Raw genomic sequence first — 23827 nt, 5'->3', positions numbered from 1 at the left:
ATGGGTTGGTGCTGGTCCTGTCGCATCAGTGGCCCCAGTCCAGCGGCAACGTGGTCGTGGCCGGCGCCATGCGCCGGTTGGTTTCGTCCCAGCCCGTCGGCGGGGGGCCGGAGGCGACCGTCTCGAATGCACGGTAGGCCAGCAGCGGCAGGTTGAGCGACGATGGCTCGCCCTTGCCGAAGCCGATGCGGTACACGCCGCCGGGTAGCGTCGCCTGCTGCGGCGCCGTCAGCCGGCAGGGCTCGGAGACAAAGGAAGGCTCGCCGTCCGGCGGGCAGACGCTGGCCGGGCTTTGCGTGCTCAGCACCAGCCGCACGCGGTGGCCGGGGGCCAGGCCCCATTGGCGCAAGGCCAGGAACAGGTCGAAGCGCTGCATGCGATCGGGCTGCAGGTATTCGTCGCGCAACAGCAGCGGCCAGGGCCAGATCACCGCGCCGGTGTCGTCGTGCCACGAGCGCTCGGCGTCAAGCTGGCTCTGGCTGCCGAGCAGCGCACCGATGCTGATGCGCTGCGCATCGCCGTTCGGCGCCACGTCGTAGAGGTTGGCGATGAGTTCGAGGTTGGTGTTGCTGGATGCGGCGTAGATCGTCGCGCTGATCGGGCCCGCGATCGTCGCGCCTTCGGCAAACGGATTCGAGGTGAAGGCCACGCTGCCGTCCTTGGCCTCGGGGCTACCCCAGCGCAGTGGCGCGCTGCCTTCCTTCGCGGCCATCGCCTCCGTCAGCGTGCCATCTGGTCCGAACTGCAGGCGCGTTTGCGCACGCACGACCGGGTAGCCGGCCAGATTGATCCAGCGCTTCGTGCCCATCTCGTACACGTGCATCGGCGTGGTGGTGCGCGCGATGCCGGTGTCGACCCCCTTCAGCCAGGTCTCGAACCACTGCAGATAGACGCCCACATCCAGCCCTTGCGCATGCGACCAGTCGCCGACGATGATCTGCCAGCGCGGGTCGGACCGCGCAGTGTCCATTGGCGCGTCCACGGAGCGCCCGGCCGCGGCGTTTTGCAGTGCGTGGTAGGCGTGGATGCCGCCGATCTCGTTGATGTCGGACCAGCCCGTCCACAGCAGCACCGGGATGCCGTTGGCGACGATGTCGGCCGCGCGCGAGAGCGGCAGGCGATCCTGCCAGTAGCCGTCGTAGGCCTCGGGGCCGCCGGCCATGACGCCCTTGAGGAAATCGGCGAAGTAGCTGGTGACCGAGGGCTGCTCGCCCATCATCACGCCCGCGCGTGGCGCATAGGCGCTGAGTGCGGCGTTGGGCAGGCCGTTGCTGGTCCAGACCTGCCGATGCTGCATGTCCAGGCCGATACACGAGGAGACGACCGCCTTCAGCGGGGAATCCGGGCGCACCGCCGCGGCCGTGGCCAGACCGGTCGCGGCCGGGTAGGAACAGCCGGCCATCGCCACGCGCCCGTCCGCGCCTTCCAACGTTGCGGCCCAATCCACCACCGCGGCGCCGTCGCGGCCATCCTGCGAAGTGAACTGCTGCATCTGCCCGCTCGATCCGCCGGTGCCGCGCGGGCGCACCACGGCATAGATGTAGCCGCGCTCGACGAAGTACGGAATGACGCCCACGGGCTGGCCCAGTTGCAGATAGGGCGTGAACTCGACGATGACCGGAAACGGTCCGGCCGCGCGCGCGCCGCTACGGGTATCGACCGGATAGGCCACGGTCGCGGCCAGCCGCGTGCCGTCTGCCAGCGTGATGTTGGTGTCGTGCGGCGCGCTGGCCGCGTAACGGGCCAGCGGCGGCTGCCAACGGCCGCCGGGATACGCTGTCGTTGCGACGGCCTTGGAGGCGGCGGGCGGTGTCGTTGGGGTGGATGATTTGGTCATAGTTTGTGCCTGTATGAAGAACGGGACGAGAAGAGCGGCCAGCCCTGCGATCAGGGCCTTCATCGGGCCGCCTGCGGGGCCGTGCAGACCGGGTTCAGCACGGCGACGAAGATGGCAAGAATCAAACGGCATCAGACGCATGTTTTCTCCAGTCACGGCAATCAGTTGGCGGTGGCGCCCCCGGCGGCCAGTTCTGCCCAATCCAGCTCCTGCACCAGCGCGCGGTACGCCTGCTCGCCGATGACCTCCCTGTTGCGAAGGTCGATCGCCTTGCGGCGCGCAGCCTCGATGGCCTGCCGCCGCAAGGGCCCGCCAGGAACCTCGTTCAACGGTTGCGCAGGGCCATGGCTTGAATTGAGGTCGACAACCGCCTGGTACTCCTTCCGGAGCAGCCTTGCATACGCCGATTCGTCGGCGTCGATCGCATCGAGAAGCGCCTGGTAGATCAGCGTGCGGCCGGCCCGCACTTCCGCCGTGACCGGATCGTCGTCGGACAGCTTCAGCCAGCGGATGATCGGCTTCATCGTCAGCCCCTGGATCACCAGGGTGCCGAACACCACCGCGAATGCGCACAGGAGGATGAGATCGCGAAACGGAAACGGCGACCCGTCCGGCAGCGTCTCGGGAACGGCGAAGGCGGCGGCAAGGGTCACGATGCCCCGCATGCCGGCCCAGGAGACCACGATGCCGCCGCCCCACGATCGCGTCGGCCGCTTCGTCGGCGCCTTCTTCCTGTCGCGGCGCAACACGAACGCGGTGTAACTCATCACCCACAGGAACCGTGTCGCAATGACCACGCCGAGCATCACGGCGGCGATCACGACCGCATCGACGCGGGCCGCGCCGCTGCCCAGGCGCTCCCAGATCGGCCGCAACTGCATGCCGATCAGCACGAAGGCGACCGCGTTCAAGACAAAGACCACCGTTTCCCAGAACGCGAAGATCGGCACGCGCATGCGCGCGGCAAGCCGCGGGCCGCCGCCGTGCGCCAAGGTCATCGCAAAGGCCACCATCGTCAGCACGGCGGAGAGGCCTGCCTTCTCGGCGAGGATCCAGACTCCGAACGTGGTGGCGAATTGCACGATCAGCGACGTTGGAACATGCTTGGGCGCAGTCGTCACCGGGCGCAGGACAAAGCCCAGGGCGATGCCTGCCGCAACGCTGCCGAACACCGTGAGCAGGAACACCGGCAGATAGCCGTTGAAGCCCAACGGCCCCACGATCACCGTCATCAAGGCCAGGCGATAGACGAACAGCGCACTGGCGTCGTTGAGCAGGCTCTCGCCCTCCAGGATGCCGAGCACGCGGTGCGGCAGCCCCACCTGGCGCATCACGGCCGTCGCTGCGGCTGCGTCCGGTGGCGCCACGATGGCGCCCAGGGCCACGGCAACAGCCCAGGGCATTTGTGGCACCAGCCAGCGGCAGGCCAGGGCCACACCAATCACCGTGGTGCCCACCGCCGCCACCACGAGGCCGGCGACGGGGCGCCAGCTTGCACGCAAGTCTCGAACCGACGTGTCGTACGCGGCATCGAGCAGCACCGGCGCCACGAACAAGGCCAAGGCCAACTCGGGATCGAGCGTCCATTGGGGGCTCGCCGGCAGGAACGCGAGACCCACGCCACCCAGCGCAAGCAGCGTGGGATAAGGCGCTCCGATCCGGCGCGCCAATTCGGCCAAAAGCGCTGCCGCGATCAGCAGCACGATGATCCACTCAAAGCTTGCCATGGCTTGTCGAAGCCGATCGATCGCGAGGCGTTTGCACACCGATTTGCTGCAGCCACTTGAGGACCTCGCCACGCACGGCCTCCCGGCGCTTTCCCTCGATCGCGAGATAGATGCCGTCGCGCTCCAGCCCACCCCGGGTGGAGTAGCCCCGCAACACCTTGCAGCCCGTGCACAGGCTCCGTACCTGCTGGAAGCTGCTGCCCACGCCGTAGCCGGCATGGGTGTTGAACGGGATCACCGTCTTGCCGTGCAGGTCGTATTCCTTCAGAAAGCTCTTGATCGGCGGCGGCAACTGCATGCCCCAGGTCGGGAAGCCGACGAATACGGTGTCGAACTGCCGGATATCCGCGATGCGGGTTGCGAGGGGTGGCAGGTAACCGGTTTCATCTTCCTGGGCTACCTGCGCCACGATGGCGGCGTAGTTCTCCGGATACGGCGTTGTCAGCTCGAGTCCGGTCAGGGTGCCGCCGACCGCGTCGTGGATGATTTCGGCGACGGCTTGCGTGTTCCTTGTTCGGGACAGGTAGACGATGAGAACGTTTGCTTTGTCCATCACTGCATGGCTGGCGCCTGGGTTTTGTGCCATTGCCGTGGCGCACACCAATCCGAGGTATGCCGTGAACACCAACGTGGAAATCCATCTGTATTTCATGGTGGGCACCTATTGGCTTCAAATTGCACTCGTCCGCTCACAGTCGAACCATGGCGTTATCGCTGCGGCGCCTCGACGCCGCTGAAGGCAAGAACCGCAGTCGGCAGCCGCGCGCCGTCCGCAAGTTCGATGCCCGTGCTGTGCACCGCACTGGCCGCAGAACGGGCGGGTTGCCGTTGCCATCGATCGCCGGGGTATGCGGTGGGTGTCACGGTCGTGGCAGCGGAGAGCGGGTCATGGGCGCCACGATGTGAACCGAGCGTGGCACGCTGGCATTGCGCCCTTTGCCACCCCAGTCCAGCGGCAGTGCGAACGGCTCTGCGTGCGGCCCGCCGACGGCGCGCTGGCCTTCGTTCCAGGGATAGGACAGCACGGCCGCAGGCACGGCCGGGAAGTGCTGGTAGGGCAGCATCGGCAGGTTCAGCGTGGAGGGCGTTGCCCCGCCCAGCGCGATGGCATACACCCCACCCGGCACGGTCTGCTCCTGCGGACGGGTCAGCCGGCAGGGGTCGGAGTCGTTGACCGGCGGCACGCCCCTCGCCGGGCAGCGATCAGCGGGCGTCTGGGTGGTGAGCTCCAGCCGGATGCGGTGTCCGGGTCGAACGCCCCATTGCCGTGGCGCCAGCGCCAGGTCGAAACGGTAGTCCCGGTTGGGCGTGAGGTATTCGTCGCGCGCCAGCAAAGGCCACGGCCAGGTGATCGTGCCGGCCGCGTCGCGCCATGACTTCGCCTCATCCAGCCGATGCTGGCTGCCCAGTAGCGCACCGCGGCTGATCAGCACCGCGCTGCCGTCCGGCGCCACGTCGTACAGCCGGCCGATGACCACCAGGTTGGTGTTGCTGGACGCGGCATGCAGCGTGACGCTCATGGGGCCGGCGATCGTCGCGCCCTGCGCCAGCGGCGCGCTGGTGTAGGTGAGCGTGGCGCCCGGCGTGTCGGGTTGGCCGTAGCGCAGCTCGTCGCGGCCTGCAGGCGCGCCAGCCGAAGCGGGTTGCAGTTGACCCTGGGCGCCCAGACTCCAGCGCGTGTTTTGCTCGACGACCGGATAGCCGGTGAGGTTGAGCCAGCGGTCGCTGCCGGGTTCGAACACATGCATCGGCGTGGGCGTGTTCTGGATGCCGGTGTCGATGCCCTTGACCCAGGTATCCATCCACTGCAGGAAGACACCCATGTCCAGGCCCTGCCCATGGCCCCATCCGCCCATGATCAACTGGTAGCGCGGCGTGACGGCCTGGCCGGTCGCCATCGGCGCTTCCAGCGGCCGCCGCGCATGCGCGTTCTGCAGTGCCACATAGGCACGCACGGTGCCGGTTTCCAGCACGTCGCCCCAGCCGCCCCAGAGCAGCATTGGCACGCCGTTGTCCACGATGTTGCGGGCCAGCGCCACACGCCCGCGGTCGCGCCAGTAGTCGGCGTCGTGGGCCATGTCGCCGCCTGCGAGCACGTCGTCGGCGAAGCGTTTGAAGAAGCGCTGGCCAGCGGCCGAGTTGCCGGTCAGTTGCGGTCCGAGCTCGGCGAACTGCCAGAAGCTCATGGTGGGCAGGCCGGCGTTCAACCACGACTGCCGGTGCATGTTTTCCATGCCCGAGCACGCCGCGACGGCGGCCTTCAGTGGCGAGCCAGGGCCCACGGCGGCAGCATCGGTCATGGCAATGGCGCCTGGCCATGAACAGCCGATCAGGCCGACCCGGCCGTCGGAGCCTTCCAGCGTGTGGGCGGCCCATTCGATGATGGCCTTGCCATCGAGCCCTTCACGCGGCGAAAGAAACTGGACTTCGCCGCCCGACTTGCCCAGCCCGCGCGCGCGGACCTGCACCGAGATGTAGCCGTGTTCGGCGAAGAAGGGGTTGACCTTGACCGGCACGGCGAACTGCACGTAGGGCATGTGCTCGACCACCACCGGGAAGGGCCCGCGAGCGCGCCGCCCGCTGGCGAGGTCGGTGGGATAGGCGATGCTGGCGTTCAGCACCACGCCGTCGTCCATGGTGACCGGCACGTCGTCGGTGACTGTTGCGCCGTAGCGGGCCGGTCCCGGCTCCCAGACGCCACCCGGATAGGTGGCTTTTGCGGCCAGCGCTTGGCCAGCGGAAAGCGCCATGGCGGCGACGACGCCCAGCGGCAACGCCATCGGCATGATCAACGTCTTCAGCGCAATGCAAGCTTTGACGCGGTGGACGCGTTTGGTCAGGGCAGGTTCGGGCATGATTTTTCTCCCGCTATTCGTTGTCTCGCGCCTTGCTGGCAGGGCGATTGCCCACCATGGGCAAGGCCGCGAGCGCGGTGCGGAACTCGGCCAGCTCTTCAGCCGTGAAGCGGACATCGACCGCGCCCATGTTCTCGCGCAGATGCGGCCATTTCGTAGTGCCAGGGATGGGCACGATGAAGTCGCGTTGCGCCAGCAGCCAGGCCAGCGCGATCTGCACCGGCGTCGCGTTCTTGCGCTGTGCCCATTCGCGGGCCAGGGCCACGATCTTCAGGTTCGTCTCCAGCGCCTCGGGCGCGAGGAACGGCACCGAAGCGCGGCGGTCTTGCGTGGCAAAGCGGCTGTATGCATTGAAGCCGTCGGCCAGCAGCCCGCGCATCGTCGGCCCCCAGGGCACGAAACCGATGCCCAGCTCGGCGCAGGTGTCCAGCATGGCCACTTCGGGCAGGCGTTCGAGCAGCGAGTATTCGCTCTGCACGGCCGCCACCGGCGTCACCGCATGCGCGTCGCGCAGGGTCTCGGGGTTCACCTCGGAAACGCCGAAGGCGCGCACCTTGCCGGCCTTGATCAAGTCGCCCACCGCCCCGGCGATGTCGGCAATCGGCACGCTGGGATCCATCCGGTGCAGGTACAGCAGGTCGATGCGGTCGGTGCGCAGGCGCTTCAGCATGCCTTCGACCCGCGCCTTGATGTGAGCGAGCTGGCTGTTGCGGCCGGTGACGGACGAGCCGTTGTAGCCGAAGCCGAACTTGGAGGCCAGAACCACTTCATTGCGGATCGGCGCCAGCGCCTCGCCGACGATTTCTTCGCTGATGAAGGGGCCATAGACCTCGGCCGTGTCGAAGAAGGTGACGCCCATGCGGTGCGCATCGCGGATCAGACGGACCATGGCCTGGCGCTCCGGCGCTGGGTTGTAGAAGCCCGGCGCCATGGCCATGCAGCCCAGCCCGATGGGCGAGACCTCCAGCGGGCCGAGGCGGCGACGCGGCCGTTGCCCACCGCCGGCAGCGACAGCCGGCGCGGCGGGCTGCGCCTGTGCGGCGCCCTGCGCGCCGACCGCCAGCGCCGCCGTGGTCGCCGCACCGAGCGTGCCGGCCAGGAAGTTGCGGCGACCGCGTGCGGCAGGGTCTTGTTGGCCCGGTTCTTGGTGTTCGTTGCTCATGCGTAGTCCTTCCTTGCCGGGGGGCGAGATGGGTGGAACGATTCACACCGTGCGCACCAGGCGCATGCCGATGCTGATGCCGCGATAGTCCGGGGCGTAATCGCGCCGGAAGGCCGTGCGCCAGCTCGTGGCGGTGGCATGCCAGCTGCCGCCGCGCACGACGCGGTGTGTCCCCCGCTGCGGCCCCTGCGGATCGACCGCGGGGCTGCGGGCGTAGTAGTCCGGGTCGTACCAGTCCGCCACCCATTCCCAGACATTGCCGTGGACATCGTGCAAGCCCCAGGGATTGGGCTGCTTGGTGCCGACGGGATGGTGGCCACCGGTCCGGAAGTCGCCGCCGTACCAGGCGTAGCGGTCGAGCTGGCGCTCGTCGTCGCCGAAGGAATAGCGCGTGGTGGTGCCGGCCCGCGCGGCATATTCCCATTCGGCCTCGGTCGGCAGGCGGTAGCGTGTGCCGCCTTCGAGTCGGTTCAGTGCGGCGATGAACTCCTGCGCGTCGTTCCATGACACCGTGGCCGGGTGATCGGGCCGCGTGATGCGCTCGGCCATGCCCGGCAGCTGGTAGTAGGGGTTCGAGCGATCTCGCGCATAGGGGCTTTCGCCCAGCACAGCCTGCCACTGCGCCTGCGTCACCTCGTACTTGCCGATCTGGAACGGGCGGCTGATGGTCACCCGATGCTGTGGCTTCTCAAAGGCCTGGGCCTGCCTATCGCTGGCGGGCGAACCCATCAGGAACGTGCCGGCCGGTATGGGCACGAATGCCATGCCGATGCTGTTGGTAAACGTCTTGTCCGTGCCGGCACCTTGGGCCAGCGCGCTGGCCGGCCGCGCCAGCGCAGCGGCAATGCCAACACCCGCCGTGGCACGGGCGGCCATGGTCAACATCTCGCGGCGTGACGCGAGCAAGGGGCGATCAGGCTTCATGCTTCACCTCCATTCGGCTTTGGGGCAGGTTCGACGCCAGGCGCGCGAAAGAGCTTCAGGTCTGCCAGCACCTGCGCCGGCTCCTGGTCCAGCGGCATGTTGGCGGCATCGCCTACGCCATCGGGTGCCCGGTCGAAATCAGCAGAGTCCGCCGTCACGGCCCTCAACAGCGGCGCCAGATCCGTTGGTGCGGGGCCGGTCTCTGCCACCAGCTCGAAGGTTTTGTTGCGCGCTTCATCCAGCGTGAGGCTGGCCACCAGCACTTCGGCAATCTGGCGGCGCGCCACCGCGCCATCGTCGGGCGTGCCGGCATGCCGCTTGTCGCCTTGCAGCATGACCAGCCGGTGTTGATCGACGTTGTTGTAGTCGAACCAGCCCGGCCGCACGATGGTGTAGGCGTTGCCGCTGGCGCGCACCAGCCGTTCGGAACGGCGCTTCCAGTCGTGCGCCTCGGTCCTGCGGTTGTAGGCGCTGGCGCGGTCGGTAACGCCGATGGCGGTCATCAACGCGATGTGCACCTTGCGCCCGCCCAGCGCGAAGAGGATATTGCGCACGCCGCCGTAGTCGATGGCACGGGTGTCGGCCTTGCCGCCGTTGGAGCCGTGCGTGAAGACGATGGCGTCCACGCCGGCAACGGCCTGCGCCAGCGTGTCCGGCTGCGTCAGTTCGCCGACCACGATCTGTGCTTGCGCCGGCAACCCGGCCGCCCTGGCGCGGCTGCGCACCAGGGCGCGCACGGCATGGCCGCGACGCAGCGCCTCTTCGACGACATGACGACCGACGCTGCCGGTCGCGCCGACGCACAGCACGGTCAGCTTATCGGTATTCATGCTTCAGGAATCGAGAGTTTCAGGAAGCCGGGCTGCGGCTGGTTCGGGTCGGGGCCGCCGCGCACGCCCTTGTCGAGCGTATCGATGGCGGCAAGCTCGACATCGCTGAGCGAGAAGTCGAAGATGTCGAAGTTCTCGGCAATGCGTGTCGCGTGCGTGGACTTGGGGATGACCTGGCGGCCCTGCTGGATGTGCCAGCGCAGCATGACCTGGGCGGGTGTCTTGCCGTGGCGCTGGCCGATGCCCACCAGGGTTGCATCGGTGAAGGTGCTGGTGGCGTGCGAGCCGTAGTAGTGGGTGATGCCGCCGATGGGCGACCACGCCTGGGTGAGGATGCCGGCAGCGGCGTTGGCCGCCACGTTGGCGCGCTGGGTGAAGTACGGATGCAGCTCGATCTGGTTCACCGCCGGCACAACCGAGACCTCTGGCAGAAAACGCGCCAGGATCGCCGGCGTGAAATTGCTCACGCCGATGGCGCGAACGCGCCCGTCGGCCAGCAACTGCTCCAGCGCCTGGTAGGCCGCGATCGTCAGCCCGAAGTCCTCTACGCGCGGCTGGTGCAGGATCAAAAGGTCGATGGCATCGACGCCGAGCTTGGCGGCCGCCTTGTCGAAGGCGTGCAGCGCCGCGTCGTAGCCGTAGTCGGTGACCCACACTTTCGTCTCGATGAAAACCTCGTCGCGGGCAATGCCGCTGCTGCGGATGGCGGCGCCAACCTCGCGCTCGTTACCGTAGGCGGCAGCGGTGTCGATGTGGCGGTAGCCGGTCTTGAGCGCGGCGAGCACGGCGGCAGTCGTCTCGGCCGGTGGCGTCTGGAACACGCCGAAGCCGATGACCGGGATCTCCACACCATTGTTCAGGGTGAAGTGCGGGATGGTGGTTTCGTTCATGGTGGTTGTCCTGTATTGGTTCAGCGGCTTGCCGGCGGCGCGTCACGCCCGACCATCGCCAGTTGCTGCGGCGCGTAGCGCTCGCCCTCGATGTGGATCTGCGCGGCCGCCTGCTCGATCTCGCGCAGGTCGTCAGCCGACAACTCGACGGTGGTCGCGCCGATGTTTTCCTCCAGCCGGTGCAGCCTGGTCGTGCCCGGTATCGGCACGATGTACGGCCGCTGCGCCAGCAGCCAGGCCAGCGCGATCTGCGCGGGCGTGGCGCCCTTGGCTGCGCCGACGCGACGCAGCAGATCCACCAGCGCCTGGTTTTTCTCCATCGCCTCAGGGGCAAAGCGCGGTACCAGACTGCGGAAATCGCCCTCGCCCAGCTTGGTGTCCTTGTTCATCGCGCCGGTCAGAAAACCCTTGCCCAGCGGGCTGTAGGGAACCAGGCCGATGCCGAGCTCGTCGCAGGCGGCCAGGATGCCGTTGGTTTCCACCCCGCGCGTCCACAGGCTGTACTCGTTCTGCAGCGTGGTGACCGGCTGCACGGCGTGGGCTCGGCGCAGCGTGGCGACGCCCGGCTCTGACATGCCGAAGTGCTTGACCTTGCCCTCGGCGATCAGCACCTTGACCGTGCCGGCCACGTCCTCGATCGGTACGTTCGGATCGACGCGGTGCTGGTACAGCAAGTCGATGGTGTCGATGCGCAAGCGCTTGAGCGAACCCTCGACGGCCTGGCGGATGCGCTCCGGCCGGCTGCACACGCCGCGGTTCTCACGCGTGGCGAAGTCGATGTCGAAGCCGAACTTGGTGGCAATCACCACCTGCTCGCGCACCGGCGCCAGCGCCTCGCCCACCACTTCTTCGTTGGCGAAGGGGCCATAGACCTCTGCGGTGTCGAAGAAGGTCACGCCGCGCTCCACCGCCGCGCGTATCAGTGTGATGCCGTCCTGCTTCGACAACGGCGTGCCATAGGCCTGGCTGATGCCCATGCAGCCGAAGCCGAGGGCGGAGACTTCGAGTCCATTGCTTCCGAGTTGGCGTGTCTTCATGATGCGCATCTCCTCAGGCTCAAAGCGTTCTGGTGTAGAAACCTATACCGTGTGGGGTGGGTGCTGTGGCTGTCCATGGGGTTATGGCTTTCAGTTCAACTTTTTCCGGGTCAGAAACTGCGACACCAGGTCGGCGATCTGCAGGTTGTTCAGGTCGGACATCAGAAAGTGGGTGTTGCCCCGCACGCCGACCTCGGGCAAGTGCACCAGTTGCGCATCACCTCCATGCTTGTTGATGGCGGCGACCCAGAGCCGCGCCATGGCAAGCCGCACGCGCCAGTTGTCCTGCCCGCGTTCCGCGGTGGGCTCGCTGGGGAAGTTGTCGCCGTAGTAGATGACGATGGGAATGCGCGTCAGCTTCTCGAAGTCCGCGAGCGATACCGCTTCGGGCTTCAAGGTACCAGCTGAGCTTGGCATGTCGGCGGGCAACTCGCCTTGCGGAAAGATGAAGCCGCTGCCCGGCTCGAAGGCGACGATGGCCTTGACGTTGGGATTTTTTATGCCTCTCTTGAATTTTGAGTGGGCGGAATCGAGGGTGTTTTGGTTGCTGGCCGGGGTCAAGGGCAGGCGAAGCCCGGCGCAGCGAACCCTTGACGCTGGCCAGCAACCGGTACGCTGTCGTCTTGGCCGATGCGGCACGTTGACGCATCGGCCATGACAAACAGGGAGCGATTCGCATGCATGACAAGTTGTTCGAAGCGGCGCTCGGCATCACGCAGCCGTGGTTCGTTGCCGGCGTCCGCTTCGACGAGGCCTCCAAGGTCTTGACGGTGGGTATCGACTTCACCGCCGGCAGCTGCTTTGCCGTCGAGGCGGTGGCCGGCGAGCATCCGGTGCACGACACCGTGACCAAGGTCTACCGGCACCTGAACTTCTTCCAGCACGAATGCGTGCTGCAGGTGCGCACGCCGCGCGTGAGGCTGCCCGACGGGCGGGTAGCGCTGATCAAGCCGCCGTTCGCAGGTAAACTCTCGGGCTTCACGCTCTTGTTCGAGGCGCTGGTGCTGATGCTGGCGCCGCAGATGCCGTTTGCGGCGGTGGCGCGCATCGTGGGCATCTCGGCGTACCGGGTGCTGGCCATCTGCCGTCGCTATGTCGAGTTGGCGCTGGAGGCCGCCGATTTCAGTGACGTCACCGCGTTGGCCATCGACGAGACCTCGCGCGCCAAGGGCCACGACTACATCACGCTGGCCGCCGATGCGCAAAAACGCCGAGTGCTGGCCGTGACCGAAGGACGCGATGCCAAGACGATCACAACCATCGCTGGCGAACTGGCCAAGCACGGCTGCCCGCCCGAGCAAATCGACTCGGTCAGCATCGACATGTCGCCGGCGTTCATCAAGGGCTGCACCGATGAGTTGCCCAACGCCCGCATCACGTTCGACAAGTTCCACGTCGTCTGGCATGCCAATGCGGCCGTGGACAAGATGCGGCGCATCGAGCAGCGCAGCGACAAGTCGCTCAAGGGGCTGCGCTGGTCGCTGCTGAAGGATCGCGCCAGTCTCAACCCCGAGGCCGCTGCCGATCTCGATGCGCTGGTCGCCAGGATGACCACGGTGCGCACGGCTCGCGCCTGGGTCTACAAGGAACGGCTGCGCGAGATCCTCGAGCGCAAGCAGATCAACGTCGTGCGCTCGATGCTCGAGCACTGGTGCACCTGCGTCATGCGCTCCAAGGTCGAGCCGATGAAAGACGTCGCCGCCCTCGTGCGGCGTCACCTCGAGGGCATCGTCGCCTGGGCACAAACCCGCCAGACCAATGGCTTCCTCGAAGCACTCAACGGCCTGTTCCAAGCCGCCAAGCGCCGAGCCCGCGGCTTCGCGACCTTCAACACGATCAAGGTCGTCGTCTTCCTGATCGCCGGCAAGCTCGACTTCCATGCCGTCAACCCTCATGCCCGGTAACCCACTCGATTTTCAACAGAGCCTTTTTTATGGCTGTGAGCCAGCCCGGACCGCCACCCTGCGAGTGGGTGAACAGGATGGCCGGCCCGAGCTTGGCGAACAGCGCCGACATGGCGTCCGAGATCACGCCGGCGTCGTAGGGGCCGGTGTTGGGCGTGACCGATCGCAAGAACTGGTCGAGCGTTTCAGGCTTGCGATCAAACTGCACGTTGTCGAAGTAGTTCGGCCATTTGCCGATGCGGAACTGGTCGAAGAGCAGCTGGTCGTTGGGCGTCGGCTCGACGGTTGCGGCAACGGTGCTGTTGCCGGCCCGTCCGCGGCGCGGCTGATCGACCAGATAGACCGGAAAGCCGCGCCGCAGGAAGATGGTCTGGAACCCCTCGCGGCCGTCCGAGGTGGTCTCCCAACTGCGGGCCGACTGGAAGGCGCCGTGCAGCATGACGATGGGCAACGCCTTGGGGTTGGGCGGCACCTGATAGAAGGCGTAGAGGTGGTCGCCGTGGAAGCTTTGCCCTGCGGCCGTCGGCTGGTTGTTGTTGTAGGTTCCGGGGTTTTGCGTCACCGTCCCGCCGACGGCAAAGCTGCCCTGGGCCTGCACCACCAAAGGGCCGGAGGCACTGCCAGGACTGTTGGGCTGGGTGGTGCAAGCGATGAGCAGGGCCGCCATGGCCACCGCAGCGGCCCACCGGATTCGGGAGGCTTTCACGGTCAACCTCCGGGCGCGGCAGCCAGCGCCTGCGTGAGGGCTTCGCTGGCACGCTTGGAGGCGCCTGCATCGCCACGCTCGGCCAGTACCTGCGTCAACTGCCGCAATTGCGCAGCGCTCAGACCCACGCGCATGCTGGCGCGCATGTGCGAGCGCAGTTGCGCCTCCACGCCCGGCGTGGCGGCCAGTGCGCCGACGGTGGCCAGTTCGCGACTCTGCCAATCGAGGTTGTCGCGCTCGAAGATGTCGCCGAAGAGATGGGCCTGCAAAAACTGGTTGATGGCGGGCGCAAAGTCAAACAGCGGACCCTGAACCGATCCACCGGAAATCGTGGTCTGGTTCGCCTTGCCCGCCGCCACCAAGGCATCGCCGGTGGGGATGGCACGGCTGGGTTCGCGGCCCGGCGCATCCTGTATGCCGCGCTGCTGGCGCGCCTGCACCACCTTCAGCAACTCGCCCAGCGCGTTGAGGCTCTTGGGAAAGCCGGCGTAGGCATAGAGCTGCACCAGAATCTCCTTGGCCTCGCTGACGGTCAGGCCCGCGTCCAGCCCCTGATTCAGGGCGGCATGGAGTTTGGGCATGTCGCTGGCGGCCATGAAGGATGCGATCAGAGGAATGGCCTGCTGCCTGGCGGACAGGGTGTCTGTGGCCTGTTGGACATTCGTCATGGGGTTGGGCTCCTGTGCGTTGGGTGCCTGTGCGACGGTGGCGCCGGATGCCATTGCCAGCACGAGCGCCACCGCAACAGTCCGGCGCCTAGCGGGCGTTGTATTGCTCATCACTCACCAGCTCCTTCCAGTCAGCGCTTTTGCCATCCTGCATGTAGGCGATGGCCAGGTGACTCATGCGTGTGTTGCTGGCGGCGCCGTGCCAGTGCTTGATGCCGGCTTCGATCCAGACCACGTCGCCCGACTTGATTTCGCGCGCGGGGCGGCCGTCTTCCTGTACCCAGCCTTTTCCCTCGGTGACGATGAGCAACTGGCCGACCGGATGGGTATGCCATGCAGTGCGCGCGCCGGGCATGAAATCGACCATGCCGACGCTGCCATGCTTGCCGCTGTCGCCGGCTGACTTGATGTCCACCGCGACCTGGCCGGAGAAGTTCTGGGCCGCACCGAAAGCCGTGGCAGTGGCGCCGACGGGTGTGATGCTGATGCCTTCGGCCTGCGCGGATGCGGCGCCCATCAGCACGGTGGCGCCCGCGGCGATGAGATGCTTCTTCATGGATGTACCTTTTGGCTGAGGTTGGCGACTGCGCTGGTCGGGCCACTGAACGTCGCCCGTTGCACTTCAATGACTGAAATGGTAGGCAGACCGGCGAGGCGGATAAAGGCGCCAATTGCGCATGCACTCGTGAGCCAGACTCATAAGTGACGATGGGGCCGGATGGGCAGGTACACGCATGGCCGGGCACCCGCAACCCCGTCCAGGATCAGCGTGAAGGCGCGCAGCGCCCGGTTTTCAGCGCTTGCGTGCGGCGGGCCGCGTGCGCGGCGGCTCCCGGTGCCGCAGGGCTTCGACGATGACCGACAGCGGAAGCGAGGGCTCGAGGCGATTCGGGTAGTACAGGTAGTAGCCCGGATAGGGCTGGCACCAGTCGTCCAGCACGCGTACCAGCTGCCCCGCGGCCACATGCTCCAGAACCATGTCTTCAGGAACGAAGGCCAGACCGTAGCCGGCCAGCGCGGCCCTGACGATGGGCGTGCTGCCGTTGAAGACCCATTGCCCGGCAACCCGGCAGTTGAGCTGCCTGCCCTGCTTCTCAAAGTCCCATTGCAGCAGGCCGCCATGCGTGGGCAGGCGCAGGTTGATGCAGTTGTGCCTGGCCAAATCAGCGGGTGTGGCGGGCCGGGGACGCGTGGCAAAGTAGGCCGGCGAGGCGACGACGGCCATGCGCTGGTCGGCGCTGATGCGCACGGCGATCATGTCCCGCGCCACCTGGTCACCCAGGCGCACGCCCGCGTCGAAGCGCTGGGCGACGATGTCCGACAGCGCGTAGTCCACGCTGATTTCGACGTGGATGTCGGGGTGCTGGTGCAGCACCGGGGACAGCTTGGGCCACAGCACGCTGTTGACGGCGTGCTCGGCCGCGGTGATGCGAATGGTGCCGGCGGGCTTGTCGCCCATCGCCACCACGGCGGCCACTTCGGCGTCGATCTGCTCAAAGCGCGGCGCGACGTGGGTGTACAGCCGATCGCCCGCCTCGGTCGTCGCAATGCGGCGCGTGGTGCGCGTCAGCAACTGCACGCCCAGCCGCGCCTCGAGCCCCTTGACGGCGTGGCTCAAGGCCGATGGCGATACGCCCAGCAACGCAGCGGCGCGCGTGAAGCTGCCTTCGCGCACCACATGGACGAAGGCCAGCACGTCGTTGAAGCTGTCACTGCCGCGCGGCATTCGTCATTTCTCCCGGGCTGGATGGCGCAGCGCCTCGATCAGCACCGACATGGCGCGCGTGGGCAGGCTGCGATTGGGGTAATAGAGGTGGTAGCCCGGAAACGCCGGGCTCCAGTCCGCCAGCACCTGCTGCAGCTGGCCTTGGTCAAGATGGGGCCGCGCCATGTCTGCCAGCACGTAGCCCAGGCCAAAACCATCGAGCGCCGCATCGAGGATCTGGTGGGGCTCGTTGAACACCAGTTGCCCCTCGACACGCGCATTGACACGCTGGCGGCCCTTCTTCAGCTCCCAGGCGTACAGGCCGCCCTGGCTCATCAAACGCTGGTTGATGCATGCGTGGCGGAGCAAATCCTGCGGGGTCGCGGGTGGCGGATGCCGAGCCAGATAGGCGGGCGACGCAACGATGGCCACCGGCATGTCGGCGCTGATGCGCACCGAGGTCGTGTCGCCCGCCAGCGTATCGCCCAGGCGCACGCCCATGTCGTAGCGCTCGGCGGCGATGTCCGCCAGGCGGGGTTCGATGATGACTTCGACATGGATGTCCGGGTATTGCGGCAGCAGCTTGGCCAGGCGGGGCCAAAGCACTGCCCGGGCGGCGTGTTCGGTGGCCGTGATGCGCACCGCCCCGGCCGGCTTGTCGCGCAGTTCGCCCACCGCCGTCAACTCGGCCTCGATCTCCTGGAAGCGCGGTGCGACATTGCGCATCAACCGCTCCCCCGCCGCCGTCGGGCTGACGCTGCGCGTGGTGCGGGTCAGCAGGCGCACGCCCACGCGGGACTCCAGCGCGCGGATGGTGTGGCTGAGCGCCGATTGCGACACACCCAGCCGGGCCGCCGCGCGCGTGAAGCTCTGCTCGCGCGCCACGGCCATGAAGGCCAGCAGATCGTTGTAGCTTGCGCCAGGCATTGATGAAATCAGCTCAAAAGCACTTGATGTTTTTACCATGCGATCAGGTCAGCGCATGACTCCTGTCGTCGTTTCATACTGGCTTGGTGCATGGACGGACTTCCTCGCAGAAACCCCAAAACCCGCTCACTGAACGATCGCGGTCGCATGGGGCATGCTGCGTCGGTGCAGCGATCGGTATATTTGGGAACAGCCGTCAGGCGCACGAGCACCGCGTCACCTGCCCGAGCTTGCCCATGGGCGATGCGCCGTCCGCGCTGTTGCGCCTGAACCCTGGGCCTTGCTGATCGCAACGCATCGGGTCAGGGTGGTGCCGAAACACCCCCAAGGAAGTTCATGAAGGTTCATTTCGTCATCCATGAATCGTTCGAGGCTCCCGGTGCCTATGAAGCCTGGGTCAGGGACCGGGGCCACCAGGCCAGCTACTCGCGCGTCTACCAGTACGAGCCGCTGCCGCAGTCGGCCGATGGCATCGACCTGCTGGTGGTGATGGGCGGCCCGCAATCGCCAAGTACGAGTTTGGCGGAGTGCCCGCATTTCGACGCCGCCGCCGAATGTGCCCTGATCGCGCAATGCGTGGCCGCCGGCAAAGCGGTCGTCGGTGTCTGCCTGGGTGCGCAACTGCTGGGTGCGGCGCTGGGTGCGCCCCATGAGCGCAGCCCGCACAGGGAGATCGGTCAATTTCCCATCATGCTCACGGCAGATGGCAAGGCGAACGACAAGTTCGCCGACTTCGGAAGCAGCCTGCCGGTCGACCACTGGCATGGCGACATGCCCGGACTGACCCCGGACGCGAAAGTCATCGCATTCAGCGAAGGATGCCCGCGTCAGATCGTCGATTACGGCGATCGGGTGTATGGCTTTCAGTGCCACATGGAGTTCACGCCGCAGGTGGTCGAACGGCTGATTGCGGCGTCCGAGCGCGAACTGGCAGCGCTGGGCACGCAGCGCTTCGTGCAGCAGCCTGCGGCCTTGCGCGCCAACGACCATGGCGCCATGAACCAGAAGCTGTTCGGCTTTCTGGACCGACTCAGTGCGGCCCCACGCGCCCGCTGCCGTCGTGCATCCAGCGCGCGTGGGTGGGGGCCTTCTTGGTGCGGTCCCATTCGTTGAGCATGTCCCACTTCACCTGGTCCAGCGCCTTGTCCATCTCGGGCGTGGCGGTGTTGACGGCCAGCTCCAGCCGGTGGCCCGAGGGGTCGCGGAAGTAGATGGACTTGAAGATGGTGTGGTCGGTAGGGCCGATGACCTCGATGCCGTCGGCTTCCATGCGGGCCTTGACCTTCATCATGGTGTCGATGGAATCGGTCTTGAGCGCCAGGTGCTGCGTCCAGGACGGGGTGTTGGCGTCGGACGGGGCCAGCATCTCGGCCTTGGTGGGCAGCTCGAAGAAGGCCAGGATGTTGCCGCCGCCGATGTCGATGAAGATGTGCATGTACGGGTCCGGCTCCTTGGTGGAGGGCACCTCGTTTTCGGCAATGGCGAGGATGAAGTTGGCGTCCAGGTATTTTTGATACCACTCGACGGTCTGCTTGGCGTTCTTGCAGCGGTAGGCGACGTGGTGGACGCCGTTGAGATTGGCCATGGAAAGTCTCCTTGCGGTGGTTGGGGTGAAGGGGTCAGACGCCGTCGCGGGCCGCGGCGGCGGTCCATCAGAGGGACATGGCGGCACGGCGGCCCATGACACGTTGCAACGCATCGCCCACGGCCTGGCCATCGCCAGATGCGCAGACGGCGGCGATATGCGCGTCCGGACGCACCACCCAGACTTCGTCCGGGCGGGCCTGCAGTGCCTGTTGCAGAGCGCCTTCGGCATCGATGTCGGCGATGCGAAGCACGCGCAGCGGCGCGCTGGTGGCGTTTTGCGCCTGCTCGCGCAGCAGGTGCAGGTCCACCGCGCTGCCGGTCAGCAGCAGCAAGCCGTCGCGCGCCACTTGCCGCAAGCGCGTGCAGTCCATGCCCGCGATGCGCACCGGTACGTCGGGCACTGCGACGCCCGGCCCGGGCGGCGGCACGTGGCCGCGTGGCGGACGACCGGCAAACGGGTGCTTCGCATCGGGTGTGGTGAGTGGCGAGTCGACATACCAGAAGGGCTCGGACAGGCGGCCCGAGTCGATCTGCGGATGCACCGAGGGGTCGGTCAGCGCGGCCGTGAGGCGCTCGACGCGGATGCGGTGCTGCTCGGCGGTTTGCGGCACCAGAAAGTCCATGGTGTGGCCGGTGACTTCGATGTTCTCGCGCGAGGCCGCGCTGCGCTCGCTGTCGTAGCTGTCCAGCAGCACGTCACCGGCCCAGCCGCGCAGCACGAAGGCCAGCTTCCAGGCGGCGTTCTCGGCGTCCATCACGCCGGTGTTGAGCCCGCGCGCGCCAAACGGCGAGACGATATGGGCAAAGTCGCCGGCCAGCAGCACGCGCCCCACACGCATGCGGTCGACCATGCGCGAGTGAAAGCGGTAGACCGACTTCCAGACGATTTCGTAGGGATTGTCGCCGATGATCTGGCGGATGCGCGCATCCAGGGCGCCGCTGGCTTCTTCCTGCTCGATGTCGTAGTCGCCCGGCACCTGCCAGTCGATGCGAAAGGTCGAGTCGGGGCAGGGGTGGATCAGCACCTGGCGGCCGGGGTTCCACTCGGGGTCGAAGTAAAAGCGCCGCTCGCGCTCCCAGCCCGGCAGGTCGGCGCGGATGTCGCAGATCAGAAACTTGTCGTCAAAGCTGCGGCCGTTGAAGCTGACGCCCAGCTGGTGGCGCAACTCGCGCGGCGCCGAGCCGGCGGCGACGATGGCGTAGGGGGCACGCACGTCGATCGGCGTGCCGTCGGCGCGGCGGCAGTGCAGGGTGACGCCGTCCGCGTCCTGCTCGATCTGCTCGACGCCGTGGTCCCACAGCGGCGTGATCTGCGCCGTCGCCGCGATCTGCTCGTCCAGCAGCTCTTCGGTGCGGGTCTGCGAGATGTTGACGAAGGGTGGGAACACCGAGCGCCCGGTGTCGACGAAGGGCTGGGTGAACAGCGTGGCGTCCTTGTACAAGGTGGTGGCGCGGTCCCAGGTGAGGCCTTCGGCGGCGATCTTGTGGCCGACGCCGACCGACTCCCACACGTCGAGCACGTCGCGCTGCTGGCAGATGGCCTTGGAGCCGATGACATCGCGCTGCGGCCGGCGATCGACCACGACGCAGTCAATGCCCCAGCGCGCCAGCAGCAGGGCGGCGGTCTGGCCGACGGGGCCGTTGCCCACGACCACCACCTGGGTGTGGTGCTGGGTCGTGGCCGGTTGCGAATCGGGCTGGCTCATGGCTTGTCTCCGTGCAGGCTCACGGGGCCCGCTTCATGATAAAAATCAGCTAAAGCGCTTGTGAATCAAGCGCCACAAGCTATCAAAATAATATTTTTCAACAGGTGCGATCGGCCAGGGTGGTGGTGGAAACCCCGGCCACACCTCGTTCAGTCGGCCTGCAGCGCGTGCCACATCTGCTGGTCGCGCTCGGCCGTCCAGATGCGCGGGTGCTGGATGCCGCTGGCCTCGTCGTGCGCGCGCGTCACGTCGAAGGGCATGCAGTGCTCGTAGATGAAGACCTGGGCGAACTTGGGGTCCATGGTCTTGCGCACGTGGGTCATGGTGGCCTTCAAGTCCATGCCTTTGGCGACGGCTTCTTGCGCGCCCTTGTACAGCGTGCTGGTGAAGTCGCGCGTGTAGGCCAGGCCTTTCTTGACCTCGGCCGGACTCATCAGCGTGGGCCCGCGGCCGGGCACCAGCTTGTCGAAGTTCATCGCCGCGAGTTTGTCCAGCGTCTGCGGCCAGTCGGTGAAGTACGCGTCGCCCGCATAGCACGCGGCATCGGCTTCGACCAGGTCGCCCGAGAAGCAGATGTTCTGCGACGGCAGGTAAACGATGGTGTCGCCCTTGGTATGGCCGCGGCCGATCTGCTTGATCTTGACCTCCAGCTTGCCCAGCCACAGCGTCATCTCGCCCTGGAAGGTCAGCGTCGGCCAGGTCAGGCCGGGCACGCTCTCCACCGCCTGGAACAGGCGCGGAAAGCGGCCGATCTCCGAGTCCATGTCCTGCTGGCCGCGCTCGACGATCAGGTCCCAGGTGTCCTGGCTGGCGATGATCTGCTGAAGGCCTTCGTTCTTGTAGCCCGAAGCGCCCAGCACGCGCACGGCGTGGTAGTGCGTGAGCACCACGTACTTGATCGGCTTGTCGGTGATCTCGCGGATCTTGGCGATGACGCCTTGCGCAGCCACGGGCGTAGCGGTCGCGTCGATGATCATGCAACCGTCATCGCCAATGATCACGCCGGTGTTGGGGTCGCCCTCGGCGGTGTAGGCGTAGGCGTTGCTACTTAGCTTGTCCCAGCTGATTTTTTTTTCTTCGAGGTCGGCCTGGGAGGCGAATTTCTTGTCGGACATGGGGGCTCCATCGGGTTCGGGATGGAGGGATTGTCCGATTAAATTAGATGTATGTCAACGAATTTGCTGATGTTTAATTTTGACCAAGGCGGGATTGAAGCCCAGCCGGCGCGACACCGCATCGGCGTGCTTTCGCAGCAACTGCCCCGCCGGGCCGTTGATCTCGGCGTCGAACAGGCCGTGCGGGCCGATCACGGTGAACACCAGGGCGATCTTGCCGTCGGCGTCGAATACCGGCGCGCTCAGGGTGTTGACGCCCGGCTGCGGCGTGGACAGGCCCCGGCCCATGCCGGCGGCGCGGATGTCGGCCAGCATCTGCCGCACCTCGGCGCTGTCGTAGGCGCCCGAGCCGCCGCCGACCACGCGGCGGTGCTCGTCTTCCAGCACCGAGCGCACCATCCGTTCGGGCAGGTAGGCGGCAAACACCCGCCCGGTGATGGTGTTGAACACCGACATCACCGTGCCCACGCGCAGGTTCACGTGCAGCGGGTAGCGCGGCTCGTCCAGCCGCACCACGGTGGGGCCCAGGTGGCCCCACACGCACAGCGCCACGCTCAGGTCGGCCTGGTCGCACAGCAGGGCGGCTTCCTGGCTGGCCTCGGTCAGCGCGTCGAGCTGCTGCAGCGCGGCCAGGCCCATTTGCAGCGCCATGGGGCCCAGCTCGTAGTGGCCCGTCAGCGGGCTTTGCTTGACCATGCCGGCCGCCATGAAGCTGACCAGGTAGGGGTGCGCCTTGCCCGGCGGCATGTCGGCGCGCTGGGCCAGCGCCTTCAGCGGCAGCGGGCGGTGCTCCTCGGTCAGTGCCTGCAGCACGCGCATGCCCACGTCGATGGATTGGATGCGCCGCTGCGGGCGCACTTCACCCTCGGGTGCGGGATCGACCCGGTCTTGCGTCGCGCCGATGGAGGGGGCGGGCTTGCTCATGGGCTGCGATTATTGTCACGGCTGCGCCGATTCCAAAAATCCGCGATCATCGCGCCTTTGCACCGTGGCTAGACAAGGAGATCACTCATGGCCCAGCTCAACATTGCCGTCGTGGTCGGCAGCCTACGCAAGGAATCCTTCAACCGCCAGTTTGCCCAGGCGCTGGTCAAGCAGTTTCCGGCCGACGTGAAGGCGCATTTCGTGCGCATCGACGACCTTCCGCTGTATGACCAGGACAGCGACGGCGCGCCACCGGTGCCGGCGGTCAAGCGCCTGCGCGACGAGGTGGCGGCCGCCGACGGCGTGCTGTTCGTCACGCCCGAGTACAACCGCTCGATCCCCGGCGTGCTCAAGAACGCCATCGACCAGGCGTCGCGCCCCTGGGGCCAGAGCAAGTGGGGCGGCAAGCCGGCGGCGGTGTGCGGCGTGTCGATCGGCACGATCGGCACGGCCGTGGCGCAGTCGCATCTGCACAGCGTGCTTGCGTTTCTGGACATGCCCCAGCTCGGCCAGCCCGAGATGTTCATCCAGTGGAAGGAAGGCCTGGTGGTGGATGGCGTCATCGGCAAGGCCAGCCATGAGTACGTGCAGAAGTTCGTCGATGCGCTGGTGGCGTGGGTGCGCAAGCACCAGGGCTGATATCTCATAAAATCAGCCGCTTGCGCATGATGGATGGGCGCAAGCAGCTATCTTTTTGATAGTTTCTTGTGCCCGCCGCAACGCCCGATGCGCGTGGGCCGGGAACCTTGTGGGTCCAAACCCACTCCCTGCGGGCACCTTTGACAAGAAACCCAAGCCAATCGTGATTGCCTCCCTGTTGTCCAACCCGCGGCGCGTGTTCGCGCTGATCGCCCTCGTTTGCGCGGCCATGCTGGCCTTCGGCATCCTGTATCTGCAAAACGTGGTGGGGCTCGACCCGTGCCCCATGTGCATCGTGCAGCGCTACGCGCTGATCATCGTCGGCGTGTTCTGCGCGCTGGCCGCGTTTGGCAAGGGCGCCGGCAGCTGGCGCCTGTGGGGCCTGCTGGCCGTGGCGATGTCGGCCTTTGGCGCCTTCACCGCGGCGCGCCAGAGTTGGCTGCAGTGGTATCCGCCCGAGATGGCCACCTGCGGGCGCGACCTGTACGGCATGATCGAATCGTTTCCGCTGCAACGTGCGATTCCGATGATCTTCAAGGGCGGCGGCGATTGCAGCGCGGTGGACTGGACCTTTCTGGGCGGCAGCATCGCCAACTGGTCCTTCGTGTGGTTCGTGATCTTTGCGCTGGTCATCCTGATGGCCCTGACGCGGGCGGGCCGCGCCGGGCGCTGACCGAAACGTCG

At 66.8% G+C, this 23827-nt stretch carries 21 protein-coding genes and 2 pseudogenes; 4 read left to right on the top strand and 19 right to left on the bottom strand.

The features are described 5' to 3' along the window. Nucleotides 1-25: 25 nt before the first annotated feature. The 10 genes and pseudogenes from U1F38_RS08385 to U1F38_RS08340 form a co-directional block, all read right to left on the bottom strand. Entirely contained in the window at nt 26-1837 is a 1812-nt protein-coding gene (locus U1F38_RS08385) for a CocE/NonD family hydrolase (RefSeq protein WP_409986597.1), read from the bottom strand. A gap of 161 nt (nt 1838-1998) precedes the next feature. Next, nucleotides 1999-3564, bottom strand: coding sequence for a cation:proton antiporter (locus tag U1F38_RS08380; RefSeq protein WP_409986596.1), 1566 nt, complete (start codon nt 3562-3564; stop codon nt 1999-2001). Then, nucleotides 3551-4216 (bottom strand): flavodoxin family protein, encoded by a 666-nt coding sequence (locus tag U1F38_RS08375; RefSeq protein ID WP_409986595.1) that lies wholly within the window; start codon nt 4214-4216, stop codon nt 3551-3553. Before U1F38_RS08375 ends, U1F38_RS08380 begins: the two co-directional genes overlap by 14 nt. A gap of 208 nt (nt 4217-4424) precedes the next feature. After that, nucleotides 4425-6419 (bottom strand): CocE/NonD family hydrolase, encoded by a 1995-nt coding sequence (locus U1F38_RS08370; protein ID WP_409986594.1) that lies wholly within the window; start codon nt 6417-6419, stop codon nt 4425-4427. A gap of 13 nt (nt 6420-6432) precedes the next feature. After that, nucleotides 6433-7581 (bottom strand): aldo/keto reductase, encoded by a 1149-nt coding sequence (locus tag U1F38_RS08365; protein WP_409986593.1) that lies wholly within the window; start codon nt 7579-7581, stop codon nt 6433-6435. Between the two features lie 42 nt (nt 7582-7623). Then, complete coding sequence (locus U1F38_RS08360; RefSeq protein ID WP_409986592.1) at nt 7624-8505, bottom strand: formylglycine-generating enzyme family protein; 882 nt, start codon at nt 8503-8505, stop codon at nt 7624-7626. Beyond that, entirely contained in the window at nt 8502-9335 is an 834-nt protein-coding gene (locus tag U1F38_RS08355) for an SDR family oxidoreductase (protein WP_409986591.1), read from the bottom strand. The genes U1F38_RS08360 and U1F38_RS08355 overlap by 4 nt, the downstream gene beginning before the upstream one ends. Beyond that, nucleotides 9332-10225, bottom strand: coding sequence for an aldo/keto reductase (locus U1F38_RS08350; RefSeq protein ID WP_409986590.1), 894 nt, complete (start codon nt 10223-10225; stop codon nt 9332-9334). The genes U1F38_RS08355 and U1F38_RS08350 overlap by 4 nt, the downstream gene beginning before the upstream one ends. A gap of 20 nt (nt 10226-10245) precedes the next feature. Further along, nucleotides 10246-11262 (bottom strand): aldo/keto reductase, encoded by a 1017-nt coding sequence (locus tag U1F38_RS08345; protein ID WP_409986589.1) that lies wholly within the window; start codon nt 11260-11262, stop codon nt 10246-10248. A 90-nt stretch (nt 11263-11352) separates the two neighbouring features. Beyond that, nucleotides 11353-11763 (bottom strand): annotated as a pseudogene (locus U1F38_RS08340) (alpha/beta hydrolase); the annotation flags it as partial. Nucleotides 11764-11939: 176 nt separating this feature from the next. Here U1F38_RS08340 and U1F38_RS08335 point away from each other — a divergent pair. Beyond that, on the top strand, nt 11940-13166 hold the full coding sequence (locus U1F38_RS08335; RefSeq protein WP_409986588.1) for an ISL3 family transposase: 1227 nt from the start codon (nt 11940-11942) through the stop codon (nt 13164-13166). A 10-nt stretch (nt 13167-13176) separates the two neighbouring features. On the opposite strand, the pseudogene U1F38_RS08330 reads toward U1F38_RS08335, so the two are convergent. The 5 genes and pseudogenes from U1F38_RS08330 to U1F38_RS08310 all read right to left on the bottom strand — a co-directional run. Continuing rightward, nucleotides 13177-13833: pseudogene (locus tag U1F38_RS08330) on the bottom strand (alpha/beta hydrolase); the annotation flags it as partial. A 41-nt stretch (nt 13834-13874) separates the two neighbouring features. Further along, entirely contained in the window at nt 13875-14540 is a 666-nt protein-coding gene (locus U1F38_RS08325) for a carboxymuconolactone decarboxylase family protein (protein WP_409986587.1), read from the bottom strand. 88 nt (nt 14541-14628) lie between these two features. Next, nucleotides 14629-15096 carry a cupin domain-containing protein gene (locus U1F38_RS08320; protein WP_409986586.1) on the bottom strand — a complete coding sequence of 156 codons (468 nt, stop codon included), beginning with the start codon at nt 15094-15096 and terminating at the stop codon, nt 14629-14631. Nucleotides 15097-15333: 237 nt separating this feature from the next. Beyond that, nucleotides 15334-16266 carry a LysR family transcriptional regulator gene (locus tag U1F38_RS08315; RefSeq protein ID WP_409986585.1) on the bottom strand — a complete coding sequence of 311 codons (933 nt, stop codon included), beginning with the start codon at nt 16264-16266 and terminating at the stop codon, nt 15334-15336. 3 nt (nt 16267-16269) lie between these two features. Continuing rightward, nucleotides 16270-17172 (bottom strand): LysR family transcriptional regulator, encoded by a 903-nt coding sequence (locus tag U1F38_RS08310; protein WP_409986584.1) that lies wholly within the window; start codon nt 17170-17172, stop codon nt 16270-16272. Nucleotides 17173-17508: 336 nt separating this feature from the next. Between U1F38_RS08310 and U1F38_RS08305 the strand changes: the two genes are divergently transcribed. Then, entirely contained in the window at nt 17509-18285 is a 777-nt protein-coding gene (locus U1F38_RS08305; protein WP_409986583.1) for a type 1 glutamine amidotransferase, read from the top strand. Here U1F38_RS08305 and U1F38_RS08300 read toward each other — a convergent pair. The 4 genes from U1F38_RS08300 to U1F38_RS08285 form a co-directional block, all read right to left on the bottom strand. Next, a complete protein-coding gene (locus U1F38_RS08300) occupies nt 18203-18757 on the bottom strand; it encodes a VOC family protein (RefSeq protein WP_409986582.1) in 555 nt (184 codons plus the stop codon). The two genes, U1F38_RS08305 and U1F38_RS08300, sit on opposite strands and share 83 nt — an antisense overlap. Nucleotides 18758-18824: 67 nt before the next feature. Then, complete coding sequence (locus tag U1F38_RS08295) at nt 18825-20465, bottom strand: FAD-dependent monooxygenase (RefSeq protein WP_409986581.1); 1641 nt, start codon at nt 20463-20465, stop codon at nt 18825-18827. A 149-nt stretch (nt 20466-20614) separates the two neighbouring features. After that, a complete protein-coding gene (locus tag U1F38_RS08290) occupies nt 20615-21580 on the bottom strand; it encodes an MBL fold metallo-hydrolase (RefSeq protein ID WP_409986580.1) in 966 nt (321 codons plus the stop codon). Nucleotides 21581-21634: 54 nt separating this feature from the next. Then, on the bottom strand, nt 21635-22504 hold the full coding sequence (locus tag U1F38_RS08285) for an IclR family transcriptional regulator (protein WP_409986579.1): 870 nt from the start codon (nt 22502-22504) through the stop codon (nt 21635-21637). 87 nt (nt 22505-22591) lie between these two features. On the opposite strand from U1F38_RS08285, the gene U1F38_RS08280 reads away from it, so the two are divergent. After that, nucleotides 22592-23143 (top strand): NADPH-dependent FMN reductase, encoded by a 552-nt coding sequence (locus U1F38_RS08280; RefSeq protein WP_409986578.1) that lies wholly within the window; start codon nt 22592-22594, stop codon nt 23141-23143. A gap of 160 nt (nt 23144-23303) precedes the next feature. Continuing rightward, complete coding sequence (locus U1F38_RS08275; RefSeq protein WP_409986769.1) at nt 23304-23816, top strand: disulfide bond formation protein B; 513 nt, start codon at nt 23304-23306, stop codon at nt 23814-23816. Nucleotides 23817-23827 lie beyond the last annotated feature (11 nt).

Origin of the sequence: Ottowia sp., from assembly GCF_046348305.1 — a bacterium.
In the GTDB taxonomy this organism is placed as follows: domain Bacteria; phylum Pseudomonadota; class Gammaproteobacteria; order Burkholderiales; family Burkholderiaceae_C; genus Ottowia.
The sequence above is the reverse complement of the archived record's forward strand: the minus strand, read 5'-3'. Positions and strand labels throughout refer to the sequence as shown.